Here is a 24,552-nt window from a genome sequence, read left to right as displayed (position 1 = left end):
TACCAGAATCGTTTCTTCCCTCCTAGTAGGCAGGTTTGCATTTTTCAGTGCTGAACTTGCAGTTCCGGCAAATATTTCCAATATCTCAGAGGTATAAGTCGTTTCCTTAATTCAGGATTTTTACGTGATTCTATATTGATGGTGTGATAATACTCCTGCCAGAGGGCTTCATATTCGTCCGGTACGAGACCCTCAGGTGGTGAAAAGGGTGGTTCCCCCGGATCGTAGGACGCAAGTTCCGGTTCGCCAATCCCATCACAGGCGAGTACCAGATTCCGTTTTTCATCTTGGACAGCCCAGGCGGTAGTACCGAAGCGCCGTTTTAGGGGGATTGCCAGACCCGGCAGAGCATAGGTTTCCGGTTCACAGCGGGCTACCAGATACCCTTCGTTGGTAGGCTTAAAGCGTAAGAGTCCCAGGAGCCGATCCAATTCTCGAAGGTATCTTTGAGAAGCATTCAGAACTATCTCGCAGGGCCTGAAAGAACGGTCAGTTCTACGCTTTTCTGCAGCAGTGTGGTTAGGAGCCTTTAGGATCCTTACTGCATAACGAATTATATCGGGTTCTATGGGGGCATCACTCATAAATGCCTGAAGGCAATCCTGAAAGGCTGTTTCAGAACATGATCGCAGTTGGGCCATGGCAGCCAGAGCTTTTAGTTCCTGTTCCGGTCCCCCTAGCATTGCAGGCAGACCCAGTTCTTCTTCAGTAAACAGAGAGGGCAGCCTAGGGTCTTCTTGGTGTTGTTGTTGACAGCGGCGGATCTGTTCAGGAATGATTCCGCTTTCCAGGGCTTCCTGAAGGAGTGCAAATAAACCTTCCGGTGTTCCATCGTAGAACTTCTCCATACCAGTATCCTCATCACCGTTCTGTACTATTAAAGTTATGGCATGTACCAAAGGGGCTGGAGGAATTATGCTTACTAGCCTCCTAGCCTCCCAGCCCATTAAAACTCAAAAAGGGGCAGCTGCAGTCCTGCACCGTCCGCATCAGATAAGATACGCCTGATATAGGCCGTATCTTTTTCTGTTTCCCCAGTTAAACCAGGCAGGCTGATAAAATAGCGGGCCCGTTTCATGGTAACCCCCAGGCGCTGGAGTAATTCCGCCGTAAGCATCTTGCTTCTCCGCTGCTCAAGGATGCGCCGTGCCGATTTAACCCCGATCCCAGGAACCCTGAGGAGCATCTCATAGTCAGCCTGCTGAACATCGATAGGGAACAGTTCCCGATGCTGTAAGGCCCAGGCTGTTTTTGGGTCCAGATGGGGATCCAGAAAGGGGCTTTGAGGACTAAGGATCTCATCGGAACGGAATTTGTAGAACCGGAGGAGCCAGTCAGCCTGGTACAGCCGATGTTCCCGTACCAGGGGCGGCCCGGGTATGTTCGGTAGCCGGGGATCTGCCATGCCGCCCCGGCCAGGTGTCCCAACGGGTATGAATGCAGAATAGTAGACTCGACGCAGTCCAAAACGTCGATACAAGGCACTGGAAAGGTTTAAAATTTGATGATCATTCTCAGGTGTTGCTCCCACAATAAGCTGGGTGCTTTGGCCCGCCGGCGCAAAGGTGAACTTGCCACCCCCGCCGCTGCCGAAACTGCCGCTGTCCGAGCATCCTTTGGGTGCTGCCGTCCTTTCCTGTTCCAGGATTGCCACTTCTTCCATGGCACCCATAATGAGCTTACCGCTTTTCTGGGGCGCCAGGTACTGTAAACTTTTTTCAGTTGGTAGTTCTATGTTGGCGCTGAGCCGGTCTGCCCAGCGGCCTGCTTCGGCAAGCTGTCGGGGCCCGGTACCGGGAATAATTTTTAGGTGAATATACCCCCCAAAGCCCGCTTCGGTTCTCAGCCGGCGGGCCACCTCGATTAATTTTTCCATGACCACATCGCTGTCGGAGAAAATGCCGCTGGAAAGGAAGAGTCCCTCTATATAGTTCCGTTTGTAAAACTCTATGGTAAGCTTTACCAGTTCATCGACAGTAAAGCTGGTCCGCTGAATATCCGCCGAAGAGCGGTTTACACAGTAGGCGCAGTCGAACCGGCATACGTTGGAATAGAGCACCTTAAGGAGGGATACACAGCGGCCGTCCTCGGTCCAGCTGTGGCAGACCCCGGCAGGGGCTGTAGCACCGATAACAGGGATAGGTCCAGACCGGGCCTTAAGGCTCTTTTCCCCGGTTCCTGCATCGGTCCAGGAACCGTGGTCACTACCAGAGGTGGCACAGGAAGCATCGTATTTTGCACCGGCCGCAAGAAGCCTCAGTTTTTCTGCCAATTCCATAAAAACACTATACACCTGTACAGTATATCTGGCAAGGGTTCATCAATCAATTTTACTTGCATTTGCTCGTGATGATTATTACTTTTATAGTAATAAATGACGCTTCTAGAACCTTCAGTTTTGAAAGCGCCTATCAAGGAGGACTCTATGGCTCGAATTACGTTAAAAGGTAATCCAATTGCTACGGTAGGCAATCTGCCGGAAGTTGGTACCAAGGCACCAGATTTTCGTTTGGTTGATGAAAGTCTAACCGACCGCCGCCTGGCTGATTATGGTCAGAAGATAAAGATTCTGAACATAGTGCCCAGTCTGGACACCTCAGTCTGTGCCCTTTCAGCCAAAAAGTTTGATGCCGAAGTTGCCCAGCTACCTAATGTGGTGATTCTGAATATTTCCTGCGACCTCCCCTTTGCCGCAAGCCGGTTCTGCAAGACCGAGGGGGTAAAGAATATTATAACCCTTTCACAGATGCGGGATAAGTCCTTTGGAAAGGATTATGGGGTGGAAATCCTCGATGGTCCCCTGGCAGGTATACTCAGTCGGGCTGTGGTAGTCCTCGATGGTTCCAATACGGTGCGTTATACCGAACAGGTCCCTGAAATTGGGCAGGAGCCCGATTACGGGAAAGCTCTGGAAGCGGTTAAAGGGCTCTTAAAATAACGCTTCACCATCTTCCCCCCGTCATAGGAGGGGGGAAGATTTACTTAATAGGTGTGTTTATTTATTTATCATTTTTTGCCATATATTTCTTTATGATCTCCTATATTGATGAATACAATTTCATGTTCTGTAACGAGAAAGTCTATGGCTATTCTATAAGAAATATTTATTGCAACTGAATACCCTTCGAAATTGGCTGTTTTGAATTTATGAAGCCGTAATGATGGATGATATGGGTTAATTTCAATAAGCTCTAGCACTTTAGCATATTGCTTTTGTAATTCGGGGTGTTTTTTTAAAAACTTTTTTGCCTTTTCTTCATAAGAAAAGGGGAAAATAAGATTATACATCAGAGCTTACGCGTTCTAGGTGTTTGGCTATTCCGTCATTATGGAATTTTCCATTGCTTATATCGTTTTTAGCTTCCTGAATTGCCATTTCAAGCTCATATTCACGAAGATGGTTATACTCATCTATAGGAAGAATGACATATTTCTCTTTTCCCCTTACTGTAACTACCACTCCGTCAGTATTATTTGCAACCAGTTCATCTATAGCAGTAATGCCCTTTACTTTAAGGTCATTTGCTGAAATTGTAGTAATCATATCCTACCTCTCTGATATATAGTACTATGCAATAGTACTATATATCAAGCGATTAGGATTTTTTCGTACCCTCGAACAACATGGTTGCCTGCTGGCGGACCTGTTCAATGGCCTGTTCGTAACGGGCTTTCAGGGCATTCATATTCTGGTTATAAAAATTAACAAATTCCGGGTCCTGGAAGGGGTCAAGCTGGACCGCACGGCCTAAACGCCGGGCCAATTCTTCTTCTTTTTGGCGGAGCTTCGGTGCATACTGCCTGCGGATTGCCTGATCAAACTGGTCTACCTCAGAAAGATACCGTTCAAAGGCCTGCACCAATTGGCTATAGAGCTGACCGAAACGGCGGTCATTCACCAGGAGCTGAATTGCTTTGCCCACCGCTTCCTGTTTAGTAATGTCTTCCTGATGAGCGGGCAGACGAATCTGGGAGACCAGTACATCGAACATCCCCTGACGAAGGGCTTCCTGTTTGTCCTTAGGATATTTTTTTAAGCTGTCTTCCAGTTGTTTTTCATCGGGGTTTTCGAGAAAGGTTCCGGCCAGTTTTTTCCCTTCCCGTTTTAATTCATAGAGTTCAATGCTTTCTTTGTCGCTTTTTACCGATTCGGTTCGTTCCAATGCAAGTTCAAGGGCGCTCTTTATCCGTGCCATATATGTACCTCTTGTATAAAAGTAAAGAATCTTTAGGCCCGGGGCAAGTCCCCGGTAAGTCCTCTTTCAATTACCATCACCTCATGAACCCTGATATCATAGGGGCTCCGGGGGACCTGGTCTACAACCTGTTCGGGAATGGAGAGGCCGATGGTGTAGAGTTGTAGAGGGTAGGGGAAGTCGATCTTTTCTATTGATGAAAGGAATCGGTCATAGTAGCCTTTCCCTCTGCCGAGGCGGCCACCCTGCCTGTCAAAGGCCAGGCCCGGAATAATTCCCAGGATTGGGACAGGTGTCTGTGCTTGCTCAACGGTGTTGCAGATTGTGTGGATCCAATCGAAAAGACTCGTAAGGCCTGGCCGGGGCTCGAGAATATGCCAGGGGCCCTGGCTCTCGAGGTCCAGCAGTTCATTAACCTGATAGAAGCCTATCTCATCGCCCTCTACACGGGGGTAAAAGATGGTTTTTCCGCTGGTTTTTGCGAGGTGAAAGAGGGGCTCCGTGTCTATTTCGCCACTCATGGAAGCATAGAGCAGTACCAGCCGGGCTTGTTGCCAGCGGGGATGAGTTTTAAGCCGTTCTGCCGCCGCAAAGCCTGCCCGGTGAAGATTATCCGGGGATAGGGTTTTTAGTCGGCTTTTAACGATTGTTCGGAGTTCTTGTTTCAGATCAGCCAGAGTGGATTTGTCGGGCTTGTCCCCTTGCACGGGTCCCATGGCTGCATCCTGTAATCAGATTTTCCGGGTGCCGCCGGAACGGAGGCCCGCCTCATAGAGTTTGCCACAGGCGATATACATGGGGCATTTTGTTCCAGCGAGGATAATCTGTGCATCCCGGGTCATGTCAATCATATCCTGGGTAGGGCGCTTACCCCGAACAAAGACAATCACTTTAATATCCATGAGTTCTGCTGTCCGTATCACCTGGGGGTTTACGAGGCCGGTGAGCAGAAGCACCTGTTCCTTTACGAAGGCCATCACATCGCTCATGAGGTCCGCCCCGCAGGCCGAATGGACTTCCGTATCTGCCCATTCTTCCCCACAGAAAAACTCGCCCTCAAGGATCTTCACGGCCTCTCTGACTGTCATCGGTTTGCTCCTGTAAGGAGCATAGCAGAAAGAGGCGCCTATTGCAACAGTCGATAAATATTTACCTTTTTAGGGCTGGCGCTCGGCCGGCTATTCCTTGGTATGCAATCCTTTAACCCACTATCCTTTAACTGCGCCGGCGGTGAGGCCTTTAATAAACTGTTTGGACATAGAAAGGTACAACAGAACTACCGGAACAGCAGCCAGCGTAAGAACTGCCAGGATTTTAGACCAGTCAGTTTGATATTGTCCAAAAAGGCGTGTTACACCTAAGAGCAATGTCTTGTGTTTATCATTGTTGATAAAAATAAGTGGAAACCAGAGATCATTCCAAAAGGGAACAAGATTAAAAATAGCTACTGTCGCCAGAGCAGGCCGCAGAAGATGGATAATAATTGATCTAAAGATCCTGAATCTGCCAGCCCCATCAATTACCGCTGCTTCAGTAAGTTCAAAGGGAATTTCACGGATAAATTCCGTTAGAACAAACACAGCGATGGGAAGCCCCATGGCAATATAAACGGGAAATAGACTGTAAATAGTATTTATAAGTCCCAGTGCTTTAATCATCTGTAACAATCGTATAGATCCAATTTTAATAGGCAACATCATTCCGGCAATAAAGAAGGCGTAGATCCACCGACTTGCTCTTGTTTTCCAGTTCGCCAGGGCATAGGCTGCGAGAGAACCGAATATTAACACCGCAAGAATTGAACCAATCGTGACAAAAAGGCTGTTTTTAAAGAAGAGAACAAAATCACTGTCATGAAGTACCGAAAGATAACTTTGGAAATTCCAGGCCTTAGGTAAACCAAAAGGATCGCGATAAATATCATATTTGTATTTAAAAGAATTTACTATCATCGTCCAGAGTGGAAAGAGAACCATGAGGGTCCATATTGATAATATCCCATGTGCAAAGGGATGCATCGTTTTCTTGTTCATCGTAGTACCTTCTTTTCAGAGGAATCACTGGTAGTTTTTAATACGAGAGCAGAACCTATGGCAAGCATTATAAAAGTTGTCGTAGCAATTGCGGATCCCATCCCTGGATCGGGAATGCTTACAGGATGTTGTCCTGCAATACCGACCCGGTAAAAAAGGGTTCCCATAATGTCTGTTGAATAGAGCGGTGCTCCGTTTACATTTTCCATGGCAAAGACGACGTCAAATGCATTAAAATTACCTACAAAAGTAAGTATGGTTACTATACCAATGACAGGTTTTAATAAGGGAAGTGTAATATACCAAAAGGTTTGCAGTTTACTGGCTCCAGCGATATCAGCCGCTTCGTACATATCATCGCTGATATTCTGCAACCCTGCAAGGAACATCATAGTTGGCATGCCAACCCATTGCCAGGCTGAAACGAGGGATACGGTTGTGAGCGCATACCTTGTTTCCCCGAGCCATGGCCGGGACAAATGTTCCATACCAATTATTTTGAGAAATATGGTTAATGCGCCCCATTGGGGGTTTAAAATAAGCTTCCATAAATAACCGGTTACCAATACTGCCAGGGTTGCTGGAATAAAAATGATAGTGCGGTATATTCCAGCCCCTTTTAATCCTTTTTCCATGAGTAAAACAGCAAAAAGTATCCCTAAAATGTTTTGCACCGCCATATGAATAAAGAAAAAATACCAGGTATTTCCAAAGGCACTCCAGAATCGAAGGGCGTTTTCTTTATCTAGCAATAAGCGAAGATAGTTATCGAAACCTACAAAATCTCTGGATAAATATGACCCTGATCTGAAAAACGAAAGTCGTACCGAATCAAAGAGTGGAAAGGCCATAAAGGTTGTATAGATAACTAAGGCAGGAATAAGATATATGATCCATCGAAAAGCAGTATTGGTTCGTTGTTGTATCATCTATATGCTCCTATCAATGCTTTGATTCGGTACCCCCTGGATATGTTGCCAGGGGGATTTTGCAATTGCTATTTAGTTGGTTTAAACCATTTTGCAAGACCCGCGGCCATATCGTCTGCGGCTTGTTGAGGTGTCTTTATTCCTTTCATTACCTGAATAGAACCATACATAATAAGATTGTATCCCGAGGGTTCACCTTCCATGAGCCGCGGCCAGGCAAGCCGAACATCAAGCCCTCGACCCTTGTTGAGTGCAAGCATTTCATTAGCATGGGGATCGGCGATGGTAATCGGTGTATTAATCATGGGGTAGAATCCTGTAGGCAGGTATTTAGCTGCGACGGTAGCTCCTTCTTTGGATGCAATCCAAGCAAGGAATTCCCCAGCTTCTTTAGGATACTTAGTTTTCGTGTTCATGGTAATACCTGCATCTGCATGGAAACAGATTTGTGGAGCCTTACCCTTTGGCGGGGGTGGAGCAAAAACGCCCCACTGGAAGGGTACCCCAGAGAAGGTTCCCAATGACCAGGATCCATCAAAATACATAGCTGCTTTGCCGGTCGCAAACAGGGCATTTGAATCGTTGTAAGTCAGGGCTTCAAACCCAGCAGGCAAATAGGGTACCAGATCTTTCATAGCCTGGAAGGTGGCTACCATATTTGCATCATTCCAGGGACGTTTGCCACTTTCATAGGCGAGCCGTCCTTCACGTCCGCCAATAAAGTTGGGGGCAATACTCATAAAAACGACTTCAGCGATATCCCATTCATCACCCAAACTATTTGCAATTGGGGTAATACCTGCTGATTTGATTTTTTCACAGACCTTTAAAAAATCTTCCCATGTTTCAGGAACCGTAAGTCCGAGTTTTTTGAAAATATCCTTGTTGTAATAGACTCCATGGGATACTGCGACAAAAGGAATTGCAAAGGATTTTCCATCGGGTGTCATCCAGGGTGAACGGGCCCCCTCGGTAAAATTCTCTTTTAAGCCAGGAATATTCGAAACGTCTGCGAAGTACCCATCATTAAACAGTTGTATTCCTGTTGCATAGGATCGTGCATACATGAGGTCTGGTCCGGTTCCACTGGTAAGCTGAAGCCTCAGGGTGGCATTGTAGTCAGGTGGATTGGTTGGTTTAAATTCAATGATTACATTCGGGTGGGTTTTTGTATATTCCGCCAAAAGTCCCTTCATTTGTTCCACATCGTCTGCTCGCCAGGATCCCATGACCAATTTTACCGGCTCTTTAGCACCGCTCCCCGCTGCATCAGATCCTCCACCGGCAAATACTTGCATTCCGCTTGCAAGTAGTGCAAGTGAAGCAACAATTACCAAACGCTTTTTCATAGGCTACTCCTTTTCTATCGAATTGCGATCTGTTGATATTAACCGATGATCGCATGTTCATTATCAAGTCACTTGTTGGAATATGCATAGTTATGAATGTAATTGATTTTGTACTTTTTTTGTCATCCAGCAATAATGATGTTAGATAAACCAGCAGGGATCGATAGAACGCAATATATTGATAGCTTCACGTCGATCGGAGACATGCAGTTTATCATACAGGGCAGAGATGTAATTCCTTACGGTTTGTTCGCCTAAATGGATTGTTGAAGCTATTTCTTTATTAGTCATTCCTTTAAGTATTAACGTGATGATGGTTTTATCCCGGGGGGTTAGATTATAGTACCAATCAGGCAGTTGTGCCCCTGTAGCTGGATTTCTATTACCTGCTAATGCCATGGCAAGATGGCCCGCTAGATCGGGAGCTATAAGGATAGATCCATCGCGAACAGCCCGAATAGCCGAAACAAGCATATGGGGTGCTATGTTTTTTAAGAGGTATCCTTGGGCCCCCCGTTGAAGCGCCTCTGCAACATACTCATCATCCTCAAAGGTTGTTAGCATAATAACAGCTATGTGAGGCCAACGTTTATGAATTTCACCAGCAGTCTGAACCCCATCCATAATTGGCATACGAACATCCAATAATACAACATCGACAGGTTGTTTTTCTAAAAATTCGAGCGCTTCCTCGCCGTTACATACTGTTCCAGCCACCTGTAAATCTTCTGCTAAACTTTCAAGTACTAGTTTTAAGCTTTCTAAAAAGAGATATTGATCATCCGCTAAAAGGATACGTATGGGTTTATCTTTCATTATTTGATTCCTGTACAAACCCCTGTAAGGGAATTGTTGCTTCTAATAAAAAACCACCAATCACTGGTCCTGCCTTAAAATTACCACCCCGTTGTTCAACCTGTTCTCTGAGCCCTGCAAGTCCAATGCCAGGCCGTTCCTGTATAGTTGTAACACCGATACCATTATCACGAATTCTAACCGTTACATTCCCATCAGAAAACCAAAAATTGATGAATACCGCATTCGCTTTTCCATGCCTGAATGCATTGGTGAGCCCTTCCTGAATTAATCGGTAGATAATCTTTTCAGATTCTGTGGGTAAAAAAGCAGGTATATTTGCAAAGTCTATGGTAATAGAAATACCGGTAACTTCCTGAAACGTCTTCGTTAGCTTTAAAAAGAGATTAGCCCCTCGGGGGCGATCGATAGGTTCTGTCCGCAGCATGGCCAGAGCTTGCCGGGCTTCACGCAGACTTTCATCAGCATGAATCCGTGCCTTTTCTAAGATAGCATGGACCTGCTCACTATCTCCTTTACCAAGCTGGGCCGCTTGAATGAGCATGATTACATTAGTTAGTGAATATCCGATGATATCATGCAGTTCCCCTGCTAAACGACGACGCTCTTTCTCCATCGCTTCTTCACGGGCAAAGAGAGCATAGGTTTGAAAATCTAAATTTGCATCCGCTACTTTTTGATAGGCAGTATCAAGCCGTTCGACTTTTTCTTGAAGTTCTTCAATTTTGCTATTTTTTGCTTTGATGAGTATCCCAAGTATACCAAAGGAAGCCGCAAGGGATCCAAATAAGTATCGCATAGAATTTTCCATAGTTGTAACCGCATTTCCCCAGGATTTATGAGGCCCTAATGATAAAAGGATACACAAATAAGTAGTGCCAAATGCTAAGATGCTAATTAAAATGTCTAGTTGAATTATAATTGCAGAGAAGAAAGGGATGCATAGGGATAATACAATCGTCATATCAGCCCCTAATGCTGATGTGATGAACAAAATTCCCATGAAATTGCAGATTATGGCGGTATAACTTACAGGTTTTATGGTCACAAACATGATCGGTGCCACGAACAATAGTATATAAAACACAATATGTATTTGTATAAAGATGTTCTGAGGTAAATGGTGCTCATAAAACTGTTGATAGAATTGTATTGCAAGGAAGTATGTAAAAAAAGTAAAAAAGCCTAAACTGATACGTAATCTATTGCTGACATGAAGGGTATGAACAATTTTAGTAAGTCTCTGTGTAAAATACTGGAAAGCCATTTTGCTCATCTGAGTGCCCGTTCATCCATTTTATAGAGATATATGGCCGGTGTTTCATAGGGGTGTGTCTGGTGGAGAGCTACCAGTACCGCGTCGATGAGTTCGTCCCTTACGATAAGTTCAATCCGGTCCTCTATAACCCGCTGGTCCTGTTCGGTGGTTCCGATAAAAGGCTGGGCTTCCGCTTTGGGGCGGAAACGGCCTTCTCCTCTACAGACAAAGGCACAATGGTCGTACATACCATAGTCTCCAGCTCCCACATCAAAGAGAGCCTGTAAGAGGCTTTCGGTATATTCGTGGGGCACAAAGGTTGTTAAAACATACATGAATTGGATTCCTCGCCAGATAGTATAGCATGATTTTATAGTTCGGTTTTTTATTCCTCTTGACAAAAAAAATCGTTTTCGGTATAGTGCCAAACGTACGGTACATTCCCCTGTAGCTCAGTCGGCAGAGCAAGTGGCTGTTAACCACTGGGTCCCTGGTTCGAGCCCGGGCGGGGGAGTTAAGCAAGGCGGTCGTTAAATAACGATCGCCTTTTTTATTGCCAGAAACTGCACCAGTTGTACCAAAGAGCCCCCGGCCGGGCGGCCCCTGTGCTTAGGGGTAAAACCGGAAACCGCAGGTGGTTGCAAAGCCGTTAAGGTAATGGTTCCCTGCTAGGCTCTTTGCATCAATAGCATTGGAACCCACTTCTATAAAATAGCTGCCTGAACCGGGTGTGGTGCTGAGAAAAAATTCAAAACCAAAATGCCCATAGCCACCAAGCCTAAAACTTGCACTATCAAAGGATGTGTCGGGGAACAGGAAGAGAAAACCTCCTTCTCCATAAAGGCGTATATCGGCACTTTGCATAAAACTCCCGCCAATCAGGCCAGTACGGATTGCATAATAGGGTTTCCATTGGTTATCTGTTTTAAAGAGTACGTTACCGCTTACTCGTATGGCAGCTTTTTCATAGAGAAACCAGGGGCTTGTAAGGCCTAAACCCATTCCTAAATCATCTTCCCATTCCTGAACAGAAAAGCCAAGTGATACATTTCCGGTACAGTAGTTCTGTACTGTTTCCGGATTTGCAAAGATCTGGCTTGTAATACATAGAGCCAGAATGGTAAAGTATACCAAAGCCCTTTGTGTGTTGGTTGTACCCTTCATGGTGTACCTCCTTTGGGTAAGGTTGATAGTAATTCAGCCAGATGACGGCTGTATTCAAGCAGGGCTGTCTGCCCTGTGGGTGTGATACGGTAAAAAGTGGCTGGTTTTCGGCCTAAAAAACGCTTTTCGTAGCTTACATAACCAGCGTCTTCCAGTTTTCTCAGATGGACCGCCAAATTTCCATCTGATGTATTAACCTGGTCTCGAATATAGGTAAATTCAGCTTCATCACAGCCTGCCAGCAGAGCAATCACTGAAAGCCGGATACGGGATGAGAGCAGTTCATCAATATGTTCGTAGTTAAAGGGATTCTTTTCTTTCTCTGACATAAAGGTATAAACCTGGAACTGCTTCGAATAAAAAAGCCCAGAGTCCCATGATGGCTGGAGTCCACACTTCAGGTACAAAGAGGACCGTGAAGCTGCCAATGAGCCAAGCTATACTCAGGCAACGAACAAGGAATAAACCAGATAACGTGGCACTTAACCAATATCCCCCACTTACTACAATGCAAATGAAACAAAACATGAAAGAAAAGGATAGATTTTTATGCAAGAGTAGACCGCTCAGCCACAACAAAAGGGTTGTTATGAGCATAAAGATCCAAAGATCCTTAAAAAGGCGGCTAATTAAAGTCGATTTTCTCTCTCTAAAGCCCCATCTACGGAAATAACTTATGTTGAGGAGGCTTGCAAAAATAAAAAGTATACCCCAAAGGGGAGCTATGGCTGTATACCAAGCGTTTGCAGAAAAAATATAGCTTATCAGCGTTCCTATGCTGATGGTAACGCCCCACACTATAGAAGGAAACCCAAGATGGAATATGGTTTCTCTTGATTCTTTCATCATTTGGGTAATGAGGGATAACTGTGCTTCTGCATCTGGAGCAATATCAGAGTTCATGGAAAACCTCCACATATTACACACTTGGTCTGTCATTGCTGTCATAAATACATAGTATCACAAAGTACTTTGAAAAACATAGTATATTTAATAGAATTCTTATAAAATGTTTCAAGTTAATTTGTTATAATGTACATAACCACGTGGAGAATGTTAGCTATGCCAATATTTAAACGAAATTATTGTTTTCTCAATTATCTTATTATGCTGATATCATTTTGTATACCCTTAGTATCCTGTACTACGAAAAAAGAACAAACGCAGGAACCGATTATCATGATGCGGCACGACTTTGTCATTCGGGCTACGGATTATCCGGTACAAAAGGCATTCCTGGAATACCCGGTGTATAGGGGCCCACAAAATAAAAATATACTTGAACGTATTAATTATCATATAGGGCCTGAATCTGTGCTTGGAAGAACGGTGGATGAACTTACCAAGGATTTTCAGGATGGCTTAGTGCCATTTATCAAAGCTCGGGGCGAAATTGTCTATTTTACGAGGAGCTTTCTCCAGGTGCAGTGGACTATTGATACCATGGGAGCATATCAAAATACTTCTACTTCAATGGTGCTGGTAGAACTTGAGAATGGGATACCCCATGGTCCGGAATCGATGTTTGAAGATGATCTTGCCATGGCCAGGTTCGTAAGCGATCGTATAATTCCGTCGGTGGAAAAACAGCTCAAGGCTGTATATCAGCAGCATCCGGAGGTGGAACCAGTATTAACCGAATTAGGTATTCCATTACCCTATGGCCCGGATGATCTTTTTAACCTGCATGTGGCGGATAATGGAATTTATTTTATATACACCTTTAAATTTCCTCACAGTTATGCTTCGGTACAACCTGAACCTGTTAGTGTTTTTATACCATGGGTAGAACTTAAGCCTTTTACCTATGAGGGAAGCATACTCTGGCGGATCTATCAGAACTAAATTTGTGTCTGCTGTTTTTACCTACTTGTTTATCACCGGTTTTGTGTTGCTCTTTTTTATGATTGGTGCTTCTTTTCGGCTTCTTGTTTCTTGAATTGGTATGATTACCCGCTGGAGCATCCCAGGCTGATGCTCACATTCAGGGATGGTCCCAAAAGGGTACCGGCTGAGTCTATATCTCGCCTTCTGGTTCATCCACCTGGTATTACTCTTTTATGCGGTTCTGGGTAAGCGTAGAAAAAAAACGTAGGATTTCCTGGTTTGCCCTGCTTTTATATCGCTTATACTGGCAGTATTCCTGCAGGGAGCTTTCAATACCGCAGTTCTTGCCCTGATTGTAGATAGACAGGCTCTTCGATCCTGATTACTCCTTGAGCGGGAAAAGAGGGGTAAGGCCAGAAATGGCCTGATCCAGGGTGTTTTGCTCCTCCTGGGTGAGGGGTTTGAAGTGGCTCGCAATATCTACGGCTCTCCTGTACAGCTCATAGTGGCCTGGAGGAATGGCAGCGGTGATATCGAGACTCAGGGTATAACGTAATGCCTTATCCTGCAGGTCCGGATCTTCAATCGGCTTATACCAGGCTTTACTGTAGGTATGGGGCTCACCTTCCTGCCAGGGTGTATAAGCAAGCGCTTTTAATGCAAGCCGGGCCGCACCCTTTTCTTTGGCTTTTTCCAGTATTTGAAGCCCAAAGTTCCCCTGCTTTATGCTCACCATATTGAGGGGGAACAGCACCGAATCGATGGGGAATTGATCCAGAAGGGTTAGCGCTGCCTCTACTGAGTGGGCAGAAAAACCCAGATAGCGGACCAAGCCCGCTTCCTTCGCCTTGATGAAGGTTTCTGCCGCACCGCTGGGGCCAAGTATTTTGGATACCTCGCCCATAGTGGTAAGCGCATGAAATTGGTAGAGGTCAAAATGGTCTGTATGAGCCCGCTTAAGCGAGGTTTCTAGTTCTGCTCTGGCCCCTGCTGCATCCCGCCGGGTGGTTTTACAGGCCAGGAATACTTCCTTACGCCAGGGTTTAAGGGCATTGCCAAGCTTTATTTCAGCTTCACCATCAAAATAGCTTGGGGCTACATCAAAATAATTAATTCCCAGGTCCATTGCCTCTGCCACATAATGATCCGCCTCTTTCTGGGAAACCGAACAGACCACAATACCGCCAAACCCGATGATTGACAGTTCATCTTTTCCCTTATATATGCGTCGGGGTAATTGAGTTTGCCTTTTCATTAGATGCCTTCTTTAGTTTTTAAGCAGGTTCTCTATAAAGATCCGAACTTTTTGAAGGCGCTCTGTTTCAGTTTCCCGTTCCTGAATAACCGTAAAGGCTTTTAAGGGGTAAAACTCCCGCTCAAAGGATGCACGGACCCGTTCGCCGGGACTGCCGAGATTGCTGGTGATAAGGCCAATTTTTTTATTTTGAATTTCCTTTGTATGCTTTCTAAGCCAGGTGCGGATGGGTGGGCAGACCGAGGAAGCCCATACGGGATACACGAGGATAATGGTATCCGGTTCTGCCAGGTTAAGCTCCGCCTCTTTGATGGGCGAGGCAGTCCCTGTCGAGGCTTGAAAACCTGCTTTCAGCCATCCCCAGAGACCTTTTCGGTTGACCAGGTCTTGGACCTCATGAACAGGAAAACCGGTTTCTTTTGCGGCCAGTTCTGCAAGTTTTCTGCAATTTCCTGTCCTGGTTACATAGACAATAATACCCTGCGCCATGTGGAACCTCCTGAGTTCTTCACTTGTATTCCTATAACCCTGGCAATTTTTCAGCGTTGTTTTATATAGTATACTACATTTTAGCTTTCATGTGTTCCTGCATAAAGGTCCGATAATCGGGGTTTGTGTCAATGAGCTCATCATAACGCCCGAGAGCATGTATATGACCCTGGGAAAGGAAGAGAATCCGATCAACATATTGCAGGGTAGACAGGCGATGGGAGACAACAAGACAGGTCATATCATGGTATCTTTCGGTGAGAGCCTGCCAGAGGAAGTCTTCATTGGCTGCATCGAGACTGGCGGTAATGTCATCGAGAAGGAGTATCTGGGCTTTTTGGGCCAGGGCACTGGCGATGGCAAGCCGTTGTTTCTGACCCCCGGAGAGGCTTACACCCCGCTGGCCCAGGAGGGTCTGGTCTTTGAGGGCGAAGGCTTCGATTTCCCGTTTCATCTGAGCGATGGCAATCGCCTCTTCAAAGGCTTCCTGGGAGATCTCAGCACCTATGCCGGGGCTTCCAAAGGCTACATTTTCCCTGATGGTCCCTGAAAAGAGCAGGGCTTCCTGGGGCACATAGGCAATAAGGGTTGATAGTGTCTACGGTGCATAGCTGGAGAGGGGTTTCCCGTTAATATAGATAGAACCTTTTTCTGAAGGGAGGAGTCCTGCCATCAATTTTAGCAGGGTCGATTTCCCGGACCTAACCGATCCCAGAATGGCAAGCCGCTCACCCCGCTGTACTGAAAAACTCAGGTCTGACAAAGCTGGTGTTCCCCGGCCGGGATACTAAAAACACATTGGGAATTGATCTCTGAAATGGCGTCCTGATTGCGCCGAAAGGTATCGTAGATCCGGTCCTATACCAAATAAAACACCAAAATGGTGAAGGGGAGCGATATGAGGTAAAGCAGGGTCAGTTTGCCGTTAATGAGGAACATAGCGGCCAGGCAGAATATGACCTTGCTGATTGATTCTACCGCCCGGAAAATGCCCGAACAGAGGAACCAGCCGAGTTTGGGGAAATCGTAGATGTCATCGGTGAGCCGGGTTACAATGTCCCCTGAACGGAAGCTGGCGAAAAATCAGTAATCCTTTTGCAGAACGATATTAAAGTACTTCATCCTGATGAGATGCTCGAAAATGACATTCACCGCCCCGCGGATTCCCGGAAAGAGGGAAGCCATTAGTCCGGTAAGCCCGACAACGATAAAAAGCCCCGCAATTCTCCAGGTCTCTTTTTGTACCTGGGTCAAACTTGGCTGGGATTCGATGAGCTGCTGGAGCATATCGATAAGCAGTTTCGTCAGGTAGGGGTAGCTGACCGCGACGAGGCTGGAGAGGAGTGTTAAAAAAAAGAGGAGCCCTATGAGGGCTTTCCGTTCCCGCCAGATATGCCAGATCCAGCGGAGGTGTCGCAGGGCGTCATGAGTATGGGCTCTACCGGTTTGAGAGGTCATGGGCGGTCTCCTCCGTTAAGCACATCAAGGTTCGGGAACTGGAGCCGGACCAGTTCTGCGTAGGGCGGGAAGTGGGCCAGAAGTTCTTCATGCCGTCCCCGTTGGGCAATCTGACCATCCTTAAAGAAGAGAATACAGTCTGCATTTTAGATTGATGAAAGCCGGTGTGCAACCACGACTGCGGTTCTCCCTGCAAAGAGGACCTTCATGCTTTCATGAATTTTCCGTTCGGTCTGGATATCTACACTGGCGGTTGCTTCGTCGAGAATAACGAGTTGCGGGTTAAAGGCAAGGGCCCGGGCAAAGGAAAGCAGCTGCTTTTCACCGGCAGAAATGTTGCCTCCCCTAGCATCATCATAGAACCGTATATTTTCCAGCACAGAACCGGGAAAGAGATACACGTCCTGCAGAACAAGGCCTATGTTCCGCCGCCATCGGGACAGATCCAAAGTTGCCAGGTTCTGCCCATCAATCAATATTTCTCCTCGCTGGGGCCGGTAAAAGCCGCAGAGCAGTCCTATGGTGGTGCTCTTTCCTGAACCGGAGGCTCCCACTACTGCCAGGGATTCTCCCCGGTGTACTGTAAAGGATACATCCTTGAGCACCCAGTCTTCCCCTTTGTAGGCAAACCATACATGGCGGGATTCGATTTCATGCTCAAAGGTAATTGGCCCTTCCGTTCTTTGATGGGGTATCGTAATTTCCGGTTCCAGGTCGAGAATGGTAAAGATCCTGTCCAGCGAGACCCGGGCTTGATGAATACCCCGGATGTTTTCCGCGATGGCCAAGATGGGCTCAAAGATACGGCGGCTGTATTCAAAAAACACCAGGAGGGTTCCCATGGTCAGGGCTCCCTGTACGACCTGGGGAACAAAAAAGATGATAATCAGGACCATAAAAAGGGGGCCCAGTGAAAAGTTCAGGGCACCCATAATCCCATACTGGAGCATGCTGGTTTTTACATCCACGTCCCGCCGCTGTCGTGAGCATTCATCAACCCTGCTGATTGCCCAGTCTTTCCGGTTAAAAACCCGCAATATATCCCAGCCCTGGATAAACTCTGTAATGTGGGCAAGAATTTGTGCCTGGTACTGGCGGTGCAGGTCATAAAAATATCTGAGTTTGTCAAAAACCAGGATTACCAGCATGAGAACTACCGGTGTTGCTATGGCAAGATAGAGGGTTACCTTGGGTTCCAGGTACAGACAGACCGCCAGCATGCCAAGAAAAAAGAGGCTATTGACGATGATGGTAACCGCAATCTGTGAAAAGAGTTCCCGCACCCGTTCGCAGTCGTTTTCAGTGCGGGAGATGAGCTCCCCCACAGGGTGGGCATCGAAATAGGATACAGGAAGGGTAAGGAGGTGAGAAAATACATCATACTTGATGCGGCTCACGACTTCGAGTCCCATCCGGGCAATGGTGATCATGCCCACATAGCTTAAGATTCCCATAAAAAGAAGTATCATAAGATAAAGTGCGGCCCGGAACATGAGCCCCCACAGGTCTCCCTTGGGTATTGCCTCATCAATAATGGACCGGAGGATGAGGGGACCCGCCAGGTTCCCTGCGGTGAGTACGATGATGGCAAAAAGACCTAAGGCAAAGAGCCGGCGGGAATCCTGCACATAATGGAGGGCCCGGCGCAGGCTGGTTTGTTTTTGTATTGTTTTAGACATAGGGTTATGTATAGCCCGCCTGCAATTTGTACGTCTATATGAATGGGCAGGAGGGGGCTATTTGTTGACTCAGATTGTTATGATTAGTATAATTATTATGATTATGATGGAAGGCGTATGAAGGTCACAGCCATGGAAGCCCGCATGAAATTTGGAGAACTTCTTTCCCGCGTTCTATTGAATAATGAGGAAATCACCATTGAGCGATCAGGGAAGATGGTTGCCAAACTAGTAAAATGTACTACTAGTCCGGATGATTCAGATAATAGGGGGGAACTGCTTTTCTCTCAAGCCCGCGGACTTGGTAAAAGTATCTGGCAACATGATAAAACAACTGAATATATCAAAGCCGAGCGTGATGAATGGCAATAAACTTAGATTCATATTCCATTATTTTTATGGATACAGCCCCATTTATATATTTTTTTGAGGATCATCCTGTCTATGCCGATCCCCTCGAGATGTTATTCAGACAAGTAGAAAGGGGAAAGCAACAAATTGTAACGAGTCTTATCACCTATATGGAAATAATTACAAAACCCTTAAAGACAGGGGATACCAGATTGATGGAAAAATATCGGGCATATTTTACCTTTTCTAAACATCTTTCATTACTACCCTTTACCGTTCAATGTGCAGAAGAAACAGCTCGAATTCGTTGTGCTTATAATCTTAAAACGCCCGATGCAATTCAAGTTGCTACTGCTCTCTCTTATGGGGCTGACTGCATTATAACCAACGATGATTCCTGGAAAAAAAAATTAATGAAATTCCCGTTTTTTATATAGATGAGCTTTTTGCCCCCTAGGGGACATTCCCCCAGGGGTACAATGCTGTTACTTGCTGAGCATTTCCAGGACTTGTTCAGGGCTGGATACGATATACTGGGATCCCAGGGCTTCGATAAAACCGGATCGTTCCAGGGCTTTCATGGGTTGCTCACGAACCTCGGAAAGATAGAGCTGAATCCCGTGCTTTTTACAATAACTCAGGAAGGACTCCAGGGCTGCAATACCGGTGGAGTCGACCGCTGGCACCTGGGGAAGCCGTAGAATAAACGCCCGGGGTTTTTTCTCTAAGGTCATGAGGGTGTCCTGCAGGAGGTCCGCTACCCCAAAGAAGAAGGGGCCGGTAATTTCGTATATTTCTACATCCTTGGGATGCTTTGGCTGTTCATGGGGCTGCGCTGGAGAGCTGCCATAGACGATTTCTGCGCCCACACCAGGAGTCCCGGGTTTAATCTCTGCGGTTTCTACCATTCGCCTCAGAAAAAGGAATGCCGCAAGGACAACACCAACCTCTACCGCAACGGTCAGGTCAATCACGACGGTTAATACAAAGGTCGTGAGGAGCACCAGCATGTCGCTGCGGGGCGACTTTTTGATAATTCTGACAAAGCGGTGCAGTTCGCTCATATCCCATGCTACCACCATAAGGACCGCCGAAAGGCTTGCCAGGGGTATCACCGAAGCCACCGGTGCCAAAAACAGCATAAAGAGGAGCAGGGTTACGGCATGTACCATACCAGCCACAGAACTTTGAGCTCCGGATTTGATATTTGTTGCTGTCCGGGCAATGGCTCCTGTTGCAGGGATACCCCCAAAGAGGGCACTGGCAATGTTGCCTACTCCCTGAGCCACCAGTTCCATGTTGGCATTATGCCGGTCTCCGGTCATACCATCGGCTACAACTGCGGAGAGCAGGGATTCGATTGCCGCAAGGAGTGCGATGGTGATTGCATCGGGGAAAACGGCTTTCATTGTACTCCAATGAAATTCCGGCAGGGTCGGAATGGGTAATGTTGAGGGAATGCCCCCAAACCGGGATCCTATGGTTTCTACTGGCAGGGAAAAGATAAAACATATCAGGGTGGTGAAGCCTACTCCTACTACTGACGCGGGAATTCGAGGGAAAAAGCGCCGGATCAGAATGATGATCGTAATGGTGAGTAATCCTACAAAGAGGGTTAATGGGTCAAAGGTGCCCATATGCTCAAAATACTGAGCCCATTTTTCAAAAAATTCGGGAGATACCTTTTCTATTTTTAGTCCAAGAAAATCTTTGACCTGCTGGGAAAAAATGAGCAGCCCAATACCGGTTGTAAAACCCGTGGTTACCGGATAGGGGATAAATTTGATGAGCCGGCCTAGGCCGGAAAGTCCCATTGCAATCAGCATAAGTCCTGCGAGGATCGTCGCCAGTACGAGCCCCTCCATCCCATGTCGGGAAATGACACCGAAAATAATGACCACAAAGGCACCGGTAGGCCCGCCGATCTGGTAGCGGCTTCCGCCGAGGAAACTGATGAAGAAACCTGCGAGGATTGCCGTGTATAAGCCCTGGGCAGGGGATGCGCCGGCGGCGATACTAAAGGCCATGGCCAGCGGCAGGGCTACAATACCGACTGTAAAGCCAGATACAAGATCTTTAGCAAAACTTTCCCGGGAGTAGGGAAATGCTTTCCCAATTTCGAAGGTTCGGGGAACTAATCTTCCAATTGAAAAGAAGGATTGCATATTCATGATTGAAAAATCATACAGCTTACAAATTAGAAAAATCAAGCTTTTATCGCTATTTAATGAAAATTATATGAAAAATTTTCACTATTTTATAATATCAAGAATCGGAATCGATATTATAACGTTTTCTGACTTCTTTTATAGCTGATTGGATAGCTTTAATCATTTCGTCATCATATAATTTAATACTAGTAATTCCATCATTAATTCGAAATGATTTTGGAAGGAGGAAAATATAAGGCTCAACTTCTAAGGCATTTGCTATTCTAGATAATGATTTTGCTGAAACCCAACGTTTTCCATTCTCTATATCATTAATAGAATTGGCTGCCATTCCTGTTTTTAATGCTAAACCATACTGTGAAAGGCCTTTTTCGATACGGGTCTGTCGAATGTTATGACCGAGTAAATTTAGTAATTCATTTTCCATCATAATTGTGTACCACTAATCAATGCCTTATTAATTGGTTTTCAAAATAGAGAAATATTTAGAAAACCTTGCCTTCCATCTTTTGATTTTAAGTGCAATTTTCTGTAACTTAACAAACCGCATAGCAAATTGCATGACAATTGTATAAAAAAATAGTCTTTAATAATTGTCTGTTTTTCTTGACATTAAAACAATGAGCTAATACTATGTTTTTATATCGCTAATAGCGATATGCTATCGATTCTGAAAAGGTATTACGAATGAAATCTAAAAAAATAAATTCCAATAACAACCCTCTCTCTGAATATTCTCTAAGCCAACTGACAGAATCGTTTGAGAAAAAAGTAAATCATTATGTTCGAAATAATATTCAGGTAATTCTTAGTTTGTTAAATCTATATAGGGCCTACTGAAAATGTCTAAAAATGATATTTCAAAACTTTTTTACGTTAAAATGGGTTTAATTTAGTATACTAAAACTTTCAAATATGATTTATGAGGTTTAAAACCAAGTAAAAATAAAAAGCGCATAAAAAGATCCCTCAGGATCTTTTCACAGTTGGTCAGCAATACACATACCATGATTGCTGTTTCACTAGTTTCGCGTAATTTTTCATAGATTGTACCAAGACCAAACTTTCGTTTCATATATCCAAAGCCACCTTCAATCGCTTGTCGAATGGCTTCGTCAAGTCTTTGAATCTTTCGTAGCTGTCGTACTATCTTTTTATTCTCTAATGTTTCTTTAATCGGTCTGCCTAAGGGTGGTCCAGACAATCGTATTCCTCGAGCTTCACAATAGGCTCGGTTTGCTCGTGTCCGATATATTTTATCGGCATGCACCGATTCCGGATATCGACCACATCGCCTCTTATATTTTTCTATTTGTGTTGGCAAATCTTCTTGTTCGTTATAGGGTTCCCATTGTAATCGATCTATAAAAATCATCCCGTGTTCGGTCATCGATGCTGATAGTTTTGCTCCGAATTCAAAGGCCGCTTTTGCTTTACCTCGGGCTATTGGTCGTACATGGGGTTGACTGATACTGACGATTTTTCCCGATATCGAATGGGTCTTTCCCTTATACATCTGTACCTGTTGCCGGTAAACCTCATGTATCACGATAAGATCACGTCGCTGTTTTGCACTCAACGTTGTACTGGGAACCTTGTTTTGTAATTCATTGATAGTCCGTAAATTACGTCGTATGTATTGGAGTTGGGTCCGAATCGCTCTGCGTATTTCTTTTTTTGTTCTTCGTCGCCCTCGTATAAAATTGAGATATTTGATACGGGCCTGTTTTCTATAGGTTCGTGGTTTTATGGTGAGCTCACTCGCTTCATATAACGTATCAATTATCTTTTCTGTTTTCCTTCGCGCTTCATCCAATAAAGTGACATCATGGGGATGCCGGATATCCTGGGGGACGCACGTGGCATCTATAATGAGTTGCCCTCGATTTCCATGATCATGGTCATCCTTTTGGTTTTTTTGTTCTGTTTTTTTTCAGATTCTGCTTCTACCTGTTCTTGATACCGTTTCGCTATCAACTCATTTATCTTTGCTATTGCATCAGGTCCAAGCCGTTTTCGAAAATGAACCATCATGCTTGGATCAAAGGGTTTTTCATCTTTGTAAGATTCATATCCTAAAAAATATTGCAGGTAATGGTTCTCTCGTATTGTTTCTACCGTTTCTTCATCTGTTAATTGTAATTTCTCTTTTATCAATAATGATCCCAAGGCGAGCCGTACGGTCTTGGCTGTTCTTCCAATTCGTTTTGAAAAACATTTTTTATATTCAGCTTCTATCTCTTCCCATGGAATAATTGCGGCTAATCGTACCCATCGATTATCTTCTCGTAAATGTCCTCCGAAGGGTACATAAAAGTCTTCAAACTCAGGTACCTGTTCCTTTTCCTTATACATCGTTACCCCATAGTAAAGTGCACGCTTTTTAAGGCCTTACCCCTTTCTTCCGTGCACTTCTTATTGAGATTATCTCTGTATTTGCTTCTTTTGTAAAGAGTTGTTTGTTTTTCAGGAAGCCCTATATAACCAGATGTTTGAACTTGGTAATAATTCAGCTCAACAATTTGACATGTTAATTTCTGAAATACGCTCATTAATAAGCGTTTATGATATTCATAAAATGGATCAGTATGTCGAGATGGTAAATCTCATCGATTTATTACAATGGTTTCAGTCTTATTTTGAAGAGAATACTCACTTTCAGACAAAACGCTCTATTATTACAATCGAACATGCTGAGCCTATACCGGTATCTATACAAAACTCTCAACATCTTACCCTTTTTATACATGAGCTTTTTGTTCAATTATATCTTGTAATGGAAATGCATAAGCCGCAAAAAATATCATTATCTATTGAGAATATTCAAAATGATGAGATTAAAATTACTATAAAACTGTATAGTACTAAAAATAAGATTTCATTTCCTGTTTTAAACAATGAGTATCCTCATTTTGAACTTAATATGGAATTATTTCAGCTACTTTTAAAGCAAATAGATGGCAGAATTGTGGTTGATAATATGGAAACAATACTGTATATCTTTATTCCTGCATCAAAATTTCGGTCAATTCCGCCAGAATCATGGCAGTAGCACCCCAGACTGTTGCTCCTGCAAGGCGATACGCCGGGACATTCCGGCCGTCTTCCAACGTATGGGTGATGATTGTTTTATCATGGAGTAGTTCATCAAGAGAAACCATAATACAACGGGCTACCTCAGCTGGGTTTGGCCGAACGTTAAGAGGCCCCTCATGGTATCCGACAACAGGGTAAATCGTGTAGCCGCTGACGGCAAGACCCAGGGGACTTAATGAGCCCAGGATTTGAATCTTTGCGGTAGAAATCCCCAGTTCCTCCTCCGTTTCCCGCAGGGCTGCCTGTTCTGCACTTTCTCCCGGTTCCAGAGCGCCTCCGGGAAGCCCAATCTGGCTCGCATGGTGGTTCAACTGACTGCTTCGAAGAATAAGAGGAAAATACAGTGCATCCCCCGCCTGATACAGCAATAGCAGAACCGCCGAAGGCCGGTAATGCTGTTCGGGCTGCAGGGCATCCCTTCGCCAGGGAGGTGCCATTTTGAGATGTGCTTCCCTGCCGGGTAAAGGTTTTTGAAACGCCT

General features: G+C 45.1%; 28 protein-coding genes, 1 tRNA gene and 3 pseudogenes. 6 read left to right on the top strand and 26 right to left on the bottom strand.

All coding sequences use genetic code 11. The features are described 5' to 3' along the window. Positions 1 to 44: 44 nt before the first annotated feature. Together SPICA_RS14990 and SPICA_RS11645 are read right to left on the bottom strand one after the other, a co-directional pair. Positions 45 to 848: a TIGR03915 family putative DNA repair protein gene (locus tag SPICA_RS14990; protein ID WP_169311883.1), complete on the bottom strand. Its 804-nt coding sequence runs from the start codon at positions 846 to 848 to the stop codon at positions 45 to 47. Positions 849 to 946: 98 nt separating this feature from the next. Next, positions 947 to 2,278: a putative DNA modification/repair radical SAM protein gene (locus SPICA_RS11645; RefSeq protein WP_013969687.1), complete on the bottom strand. Its 1,332-nt coding sequence runs from the start codon at positions 2,276 to 2,278 to the stop codon at positions 947 to 949. Positions 2,279 to 2,425: 147 nt separating this feature from the next. On the opposite strand from SPICA_RS11645, the gene tpx reads away from it, so the two are divergent. Further along, on the top strand, positions 2,426 to 2,938 hold the full coding sequence (gene tpx, locus SPICA_RS11640; protein WP_013969686.1) for a thiol peroxidase: 513 nt from the start codon (positions 2,426 to 2,428) through the stop codon (positions 2,936 to 2,938). Positions 2,939 to 3,006: 68 nt separating this feature from the next. Here tpx and SPICA_RS11635 read toward each other — a convergent pair whose 3' ends face one another. From SPICA_RS11635 to SPICA_RS11585, 11 genes are all read right to left on the bottom strand, one after another. Beyond that, the gene (locus SPICA_RS11635) at positions 3,007 to 3,288 is read right to left on the bottom strand and encodes a type II toxin-antitoxin system RelE/ParE family toxin (RefSeq protein ID WP_013969685.1); all 282 of its coding nucleotides are present in this window, start codon (positions 3,286 to 3,288) and stop codon (positions 3,007 to 3,009) included. Beyond that, complete coding sequence (locus SPICA_RS11630; protein WP_013969684.1) at positions 3,281 to 3,544, bottom strand: type II toxin-antitoxin system prevent-host-death family antitoxin; 264 nt, start codon at positions 3,542 to 3,544, stop codon at positions 3,281 to 3,283. The genes SPICA_RS11635 and SPICA_RS11630 overlap by 8 nt, the downstream gene beginning before the upstream one ends. A 52-nt stretch (positions 3,545 to 3,596) precedes the next feature. Further along, positions 3,597 to 4,196 (bottom strand): DUF6657 family protein, encoded by a 600-nt coding sequence (locus tag SPICA_RS11625; RefSeq protein WP_013969683.1) that lies wholly within the window; start codon positions 4,194 to 4,196, stop codon positions 3,597 to 3,599. A gap of 32 nt (positions 4,197 to 4,228) precedes the next feature. Next, the gene (locus SPICA_RS11620; RefSeq protein ID WP_013969682.1) at positions 4,229 to 4,912 is read right to left on the bottom strand and encodes a 5-formyltetrahydrofolate cyclo-ligase; all 684 of its coding nucleotides are present in this window, start codon (positions 4,910 to 4,912) and stop codon (positions 4,229 to 4,231) included. A gap of 15 nt (positions 4,913 to 4,927) precedes the next feature. Continuing rightward, complete coding sequence (locus SPICA_RS11615) at positions 4,928 to 5,284, bottom strand: hypothetical protein (RefSeq protein WP_013969681.1); 357 nt, start codon at positions 5,282 to 5,284, stop codon at positions 4,928 to 4,930. 120 nt (positions 5,285 to 5,404) lie between these two features. Further along, positions 5,405 to 6,229, bottom strand: coding sequence for a carbohydrate ABC transporter permease (locus SPICA_RS11610; RefSeq protein WP_013969680.1), 825 nt, complete (start codon positions 6,227 to 6,229; stop codon positions 5,405 to 5,407). Next, positions 6,226 to 7,158 (bottom strand): carbohydrate ABC transporter permease, encoded by a 933-nt coding sequence (locus SPICA_RS11605; RefSeq protein ID WP_013969679.1) that lies wholly within the window; start codon positions 7,156 to 7,158, stop codon positions 6,226 to 6,228. The genes SPICA_RS11610 and SPICA_RS11605 overlap by 4 nt, the downstream gene beginning before the upstream one ends. A gap of 68 nt (positions 7,159 to 7,226) precedes the next feature. Next, positions 7,227 to 8,507 carry an ABC transporter substrate-binding protein gene (locus tag SPICA_RS11600; RefSeq protein ID WP_013969678.1) on the bottom strand — a complete coding sequence of 427 codons (1,281 nt, stop codon included), beginning with the start codon at positions 8,505 to 8,507 and terminating at the stop codon, positions 7,227 to 7,229. A gap of 141 nt (positions 8,508 to 8,648) precedes the next feature. Then, positions 8,649 to 9,323: a response regulator transcription factor gene (locus SPICA_RS11595; protein WP_013969677.1), complete on the bottom strand. Its 675-nt coding sequence runs from the start codon at positions 9,321 to 9,323 to the stop codon at positions 8,649 to 8,651. Further along, positions 9,313 to 10,122: a sensor histidine kinase gene (locus SPICA_RS15590; RefSeq protein ID WP_169311882.1), complete on the bottom strand. Its 810-nt coding sequence runs from the start codon at positions 10,120 to 10,122 to the stop codon at positions 9,313 to 9,315. The genes SPICA_RS11595 and SPICA_RS15590 overlap by 11 nt, the downstream gene beginning before the upstream one ends. A 473-nt stretch (positions 10,123 to 10,595) precedes the next feature. Beyond that, positions 10,596 to 10,916, bottom strand: a complete 321-nt coding sequence (locus SPICA_RS11585; protein WP_013969675.1) for a YqfO family protein — start codon at positions 10,914 to 10,916, stop codon at positions 10,596 to 10,598. A 106-nt stretch (positions 10,917 to 11,022) separates the two neighbouring features. On the opposite strand from SPICA_RS11585, the gene SPICA_RS11580 reads away from it, so the two are divergent. Continuing rightward, positions 11,023 to 11,095, top strand: a tRNA-Asn gene (locus SPICA_RS11580). A gap of 95 nt (positions 11,096 to 11,190) precedes the next feature. Here SPICA_RS11580 and SPICA_RS11575 read toward each other — a convergent pair. From SPICA_RS11575 to SPICA_RS11565, 3 genes are read right to left on the bottom strand one after another with little or no spacing between them, the layout of a single operon-like run. Next, positions 11,191 to 11,745 carry a hypothetical protein gene (locus tag SPICA_RS11575; RefSeq protein WP_013969674.1) on the bottom strand — a complete coding sequence of 185 codons (555 nt, stop codon included), beginning with the start codon at positions 11,743 to 11,745 and terminating at the stop codon, positions 11,191 to 11,193. Next, positions 11,742 to 12,074: a winged helix-turn-helix domain-containing protein gene (locus tag SPICA_RS11570; RefSeq protein WP_013969673.1), complete on the bottom strand. Its 333-nt coding sequence runs from the start codon at positions 12,072 to 12,074 to the stop codon at positions 11,742 to 11,744. Before SPICA_RS11570 ends, SPICA_RS11575 begins: the two co-directional genes overlap by 4 nt. Continuing rightward, on the bottom strand, positions 12,046 to 12,648 hold the full coding sequence (locus SPICA_RS11565) for a hypothetical protein (protein WP_013969672.1): 603 nt from the start codon (positions 12,646 to 12,648) through the stop codon (positions 12,046 to 12,048). Before SPICA_RS11565 ends, SPICA_RS11570 begins: the two co-directional genes overlap by 29 nt. 159 nt (positions 12,649 to 12,807) lie before the next feature. Here SPICA_RS11565 and SPICA_RS11560 point away from each other — a divergent pair, with 159 nt between their 5' ends. Next, positions 12,808 to 13,590, top strand: a complete 783-nt coding sequence (locus SPICA_RS11560) for a hypothetical protein (RefSeq protein WP_013969671.1) — start codon at positions 12,808 to 12,810, stop codon at positions 13,588 to 13,590. Between the two features lie 364 nt (positions 13,591 to 13,954). Here SPICA_RS11560 and SPICA_RS11555 read toward each other — a convergent pair whose 3' ends face one another. The 6 genes and pseudogenes from SPICA_RS11555 to SPICA_RS11535 form a co-directional block, all read right to left on the bottom strand. Then, positions 13,955 to 14,827, bottom strand: coding sequence for an aldo/keto reductase (locus tag SPICA_RS11555; protein ID WP_013969670.1), 873 nt, complete (start codon positions 14,825 to 14,827; stop codon positions 13,955 to 13,957). A 12-nt stretch (positions 14,828 to 14,839) separates the two neighbouring features. Next, positions 14,840 to 15,316: a flavodoxin family protein gene (locus SPICA_RS11550; protein ID WP_013969669.1), complete on the bottom strand. Its 477-nt coding sequence runs from the start codon at positions 15,314 to 15,316 to the stop codon at positions 14,840 to 14,842. A 73-nt stretch (positions 15,317 to 15,389) separates the two neighbouring features. Continuing rightward, a pseudogene (locus tag SPICA_RS11545) lies at positions 15,390 to 16,079 on the bottom strand (ATP-binding cassette domain-containing protein). Positions 16,080 to 16,174: 95 nt separating this feature from the next. Continuing rightward, positions 16,175 to 16,387, bottom strand: a pseudogene (locus SPICA_RS15900) (ABC transporter transmembrane domain-containing protein); the annotation flags it as partial. 12 nt (positions 16,388 to 16,399) lie between these two features. Beyond that, positions 16,400 to 16,774, bottom strand: a complete 375-nt coding sequence (locus tag SPICA_RS11540; RefSeq protein WP_013969668.1) for a hypothetical protein — start codon at positions 16,772 to 16,774, stop codon at positions 16,400 to 16,402. A gap of 146 nt (positions 16,775 to 16,920) precedes the next feature. Then, entirely contained in the window at positions 16,921 to 18,453 is a 1,533-nt protein-coding gene (locus SPICA_RS11535) for an ABC transporter ATP-binding protein (protein WP_013969667.1), read from the bottom strand. 117 nt (positions 18,454 to 18,570) lie between these two features. Between SPICA_RS11535 and SPICA_RS11530 the strand changes: the two genes are divergently transcribed. Together SPICA_RS11530 and SPICA_RS11525 are read left to right on the top strand one after the other, a co-directional pair. Then, positions 18,571 to 18,825 (top strand): type II toxin-antitoxin system Phd/YefM family antitoxin, encoded by a 255-nt coding sequence (locus SPICA_RS11530; RefSeq protein ID WP_013969666.1) that lies wholly within the window; start codon positions 18,571 to 18,573, stop codon positions 18,823 to 18,825. Between the two features lie 26 nt (positions 18,826 to 18,851). After that, positions 18,852 to 19,241: a type II toxin-antitoxin system VapC family toxin gene (locus SPICA_RS11525; protein ID WP_169311881.1), complete on the top strand. Its 390-nt coding sequence runs from the start codon at positions 18,852 to 18,854 to the stop codon at positions 19,239 to 19,241. A gap of 48 nt (positions 19,242 to 19,289) precedes the next feature. On the opposite strand, the gene SPICA_RS11520 is transcribed toward SPICA_RS11525, so the two are convergent. The 3 genes and pseudogenes from SPICA_RS11520 to SPICA_RS15345 all read right to left on the bottom strand — a co-directional run bounded on the left by SPICA_RS11520 (position 19,290) and on the right by SPICA_RS15345 (position 23,330). Then, positions 19,290 to 20,975 carry a SulP family inorganic anion transporter gene (locus tag SPICA_RS11520; RefSeq protein ID WP_013969664.1) on the bottom strand — a complete coding sequence of 562 codons (1,686 nt, stop codon included), beginning with the start codon at positions 20,973 to 20,975 and terminating at the stop codon, positions 19,290 to 19,292. Positions 20,976 to 21,069: 94 nt separating this feature from the next. Next, a complete protein-coding gene (locus tag SPICA_RS14985) occupies positions 21,070 to 21,405 on the bottom strand; it encodes a helix-turn-helix domain-containing protein (protein WP_013969663.1) in 336 nt (111 codons plus the stop codon). Between the two features lie 462 nt (positions 21,406 to 21,867). Further along, a pseudogene (locus tag SPICA_RS15345) lies at positions 21,868 to 23,330 on the bottom strand (IS5 family transposase). A gap of 133 nt (positions 23,331 to 23,463) precedes the next feature. On the opposite strand from SPICA_RS15345, the gene SPICA_RS11500 reads away from it, so the two are divergent. Further along, the gene (locus tag SPICA_RS11500; RefSeq protein ID WP_013969661.1) at positions 23,464 to 24,027 is read left to right on the top strand and encodes a hypothetical protein; all 564 of its coding nucleotides are present in this window, start codon (positions 23,464 to 23,466) and stop codon (positions 24,025 to 24,027) included. On the opposite strand, the gene SPICA_RS11495 is transcribed toward SPICA_RS11500, so the two are convergent. After that, positions 23,978 to 24,508: an NUDIX hydrolase gene (locus tag SPICA_RS11495; RefSeq protein WP_052296373.1), complete on the bottom strand. Its 531-nt coding sequence runs from the start codon at positions 24,506 to 24,508 to the stop codon at positions 23,978 to 23,980. The genes SPICA_RS11500 and SPICA_RS11495 overlap by 50 nt on opposite strands. Positions 24,509 to 24,552 lie beyond the last annotated feature (44 nt).

Origin of the sequence: Gracilinema caldarium DSM 7334 (assembly GCF_000219725.1) — a bacterium.
Lineage (GTDB): Bacteria > Spirochaetota > Spirochaetia > Treponematales > Breznakiellaceae > Gracilinema > Gracilinema caldarium.
The sequence above is the reverse complement of the archived record's forward strand: the minus strand, read 5'-3'. Positions and strand labels throughout refer to the sequence as shown.

Coding starts and splice junctions, on each gene's coding strand:
- SPICA_RS15590 (WP_169311882.1), bottom strand. CDS start 10,122: ATGCGATACTTATTTGGATCCCTTGCGGCTTCCTTTGGTATACTTGGG.
- SPICA_RS11555 (WP_013969670.1), bottom strand. CDS start 14,827: ATGAAAAGGCAAACTCAATTACCCCGACGCATATATAAGGGAAAAGAT.
- SPICA_RS14985 (WP_013969663.1), bottom strand. CDS start 21,405: ATGATGGAAAATGAATTACTAAATTTACTCGGTCATAACATTCGACAG.
- SPICA_RS11630 (WP_013969684.1), bottom strand. CDS start 3,544: ATGATTACTACAATTTCAGCAAATGACCTTAAAGTAAAGGGCATTACT.
- SPICA_RS11575 (WP_013969674.1), bottom strand. CDS start 11,745: ATGAAGGGTACAACCAACACACAAAGGGCTTTGGTATACTTTACCATT.
- SPICA_RS11565 (WP_013969672.1), bottom strand. CDS start 12,648: ATGAACTCTGATATTGCTCCAGATGCAGAAGCACAGTTATCCCTCATT.
- SPICA_RS11525 (WP_169311881.1), top strand. CDS start 18,852: ATGGATACAGCCCCATTTATATATTTTTTTGAGGATCATCCTGTCTAT.
- SPICA_RS11620 (WP_013969682.1), bottom strand. CDS start 4,912: ATGGGACCCGTGCAAGGGGACAAGCCCGACAAATCCACTCTGGCTGAT.
- SPICA_RS11500 (WP_013969661.1), top strand. CDS start 23,464: ATGTTTGAACTTGGTAATAATTCAGCTCAACAATTTGACATGTTAATT.
- SPICA_RS11540 (WP_013969668.1), bottom strand. CDS start 16,774: ATGACCTCTCAAACCGGTAGAGCCCATACTCATGACGCCCTGCGACAC.
- SPICA_RS11605 (WP_013969679.1), bottom strand. CDS start 7,158: ATGATACAACAACGAACCAATACTGCTTTTCGATGGATCATATATCTT.
- SPICA_RS11535 (WP_013969667.1), bottom strand. CDS start 18,453: ATGTCTAAAACAATACAAAAACAAACCAGCCTGCGCCGGGCCCTCCAT.
- SPICA_RS11600 (WP_013969678.1), bottom strand. CDS start 8,507: ATGAAAAAGCGTTTGGTAATTGTTGCTTCACTTGCACTACTTGCAAGC.
- SPICA_RS11520 (WP_013969664.1), bottom strand. CDS start 20,975: ATGAATATGCAATCCTTCTTTTCAATTGGAAGATTAGTTCCCCGAACC.
- SPICA_RS11625 (WP_013969683.1), bottom strand. CDS start 4,196: ATGGCACGGATAAAGAGCGCCCTTGAACTTGCATTGGAACGAACCGAA.
- SPICA_RS11610 (WP_013969680.1), bottom strand. CDS start 6,229: ATGAACAAGAAAACGATGCATCCCTTTGCACATGGGATATTATCAATA.
- SPICA_RS11595 (WP_013969677.1), bottom strand. CDS start 9,323: ATGAAAGATAAACCCATACGTATCCTTTTAGCGGATGATCAATATCTC.
- SPICA_RS11530 (WP_013969666.1), top strand. CDS start 18,571: ATGAAGGTCACAGCCATGGAAGCCCGCATGAAATTTGGAGAACTTCTT.
- tpx (WP_013969686.1), top strand. CDS start 2,426: ATGGCTCGAATTACGTTAAAAGGTAATCCAATTGCTACGGTAGGCAAT.
- SPICA_RS11570 (WP_013969673.1), bottom strand. CDS start 12,074: ATGTCAGAGAAAGAAAAGAATCCCTTTAACTACGAACATATTGATGAA.
- SPICA_RS11645 (WP_013969687.1), bottom strand. CDS start 2,278: ATGGAATTGGCAGAAAAACTGAGGCTTCTTGCGGCCGGTGCAAAATAC.
- SPICA_RS14990 (WP_169311883.1), bottom strand. CDS start 848: ATGGAGAAGTTCTACGATGGAACACCGGAAGGTTTATTTGCACTCCTT.
- SPICA_RS11495 (WP_052296373.1), bottom strand. CDS start 24,508: ATGGCACCTCCCTGGCGAAGGGATGCCCTGCAGCCCGAACAGCATTAC.
- SPICA_RS11585 (WP_013969675.1), bottom strand. CDS start 10,916: ATGTATGTTTTAACAACCTTTGTGCCCCACGAATATACCGAAAGCCTC.
- SPICA_RS11635 (WP_013969685.1), bottom strand. CDS start 3,288: ATGTATAATCTTATTTTCCCCTTTTCTTATGAAGAAAAGGCAAAAAAG.
- SPICA_RS11550 (WP_013969669.1), bottom strand. CDS start 15,316: ATGGCGCAGGGTATTATTGTCTATGTAACCAGGACAGGAAATTGCAGA.
- SPICA_RS11615 (WP_013969681.1), bottom strand. CDS start 5,284: ATGACAGTCAGAGAGGCCGTGAAGATCCTTGAGGGCGAGTTTTTCTGT.
- SPICA_RS11560 (WP_013969671.1), top strand. CDS start 12,808: ATGCCAATATTTAAACGAAATTATTGTTTTCTCAATTATCTTATTATG.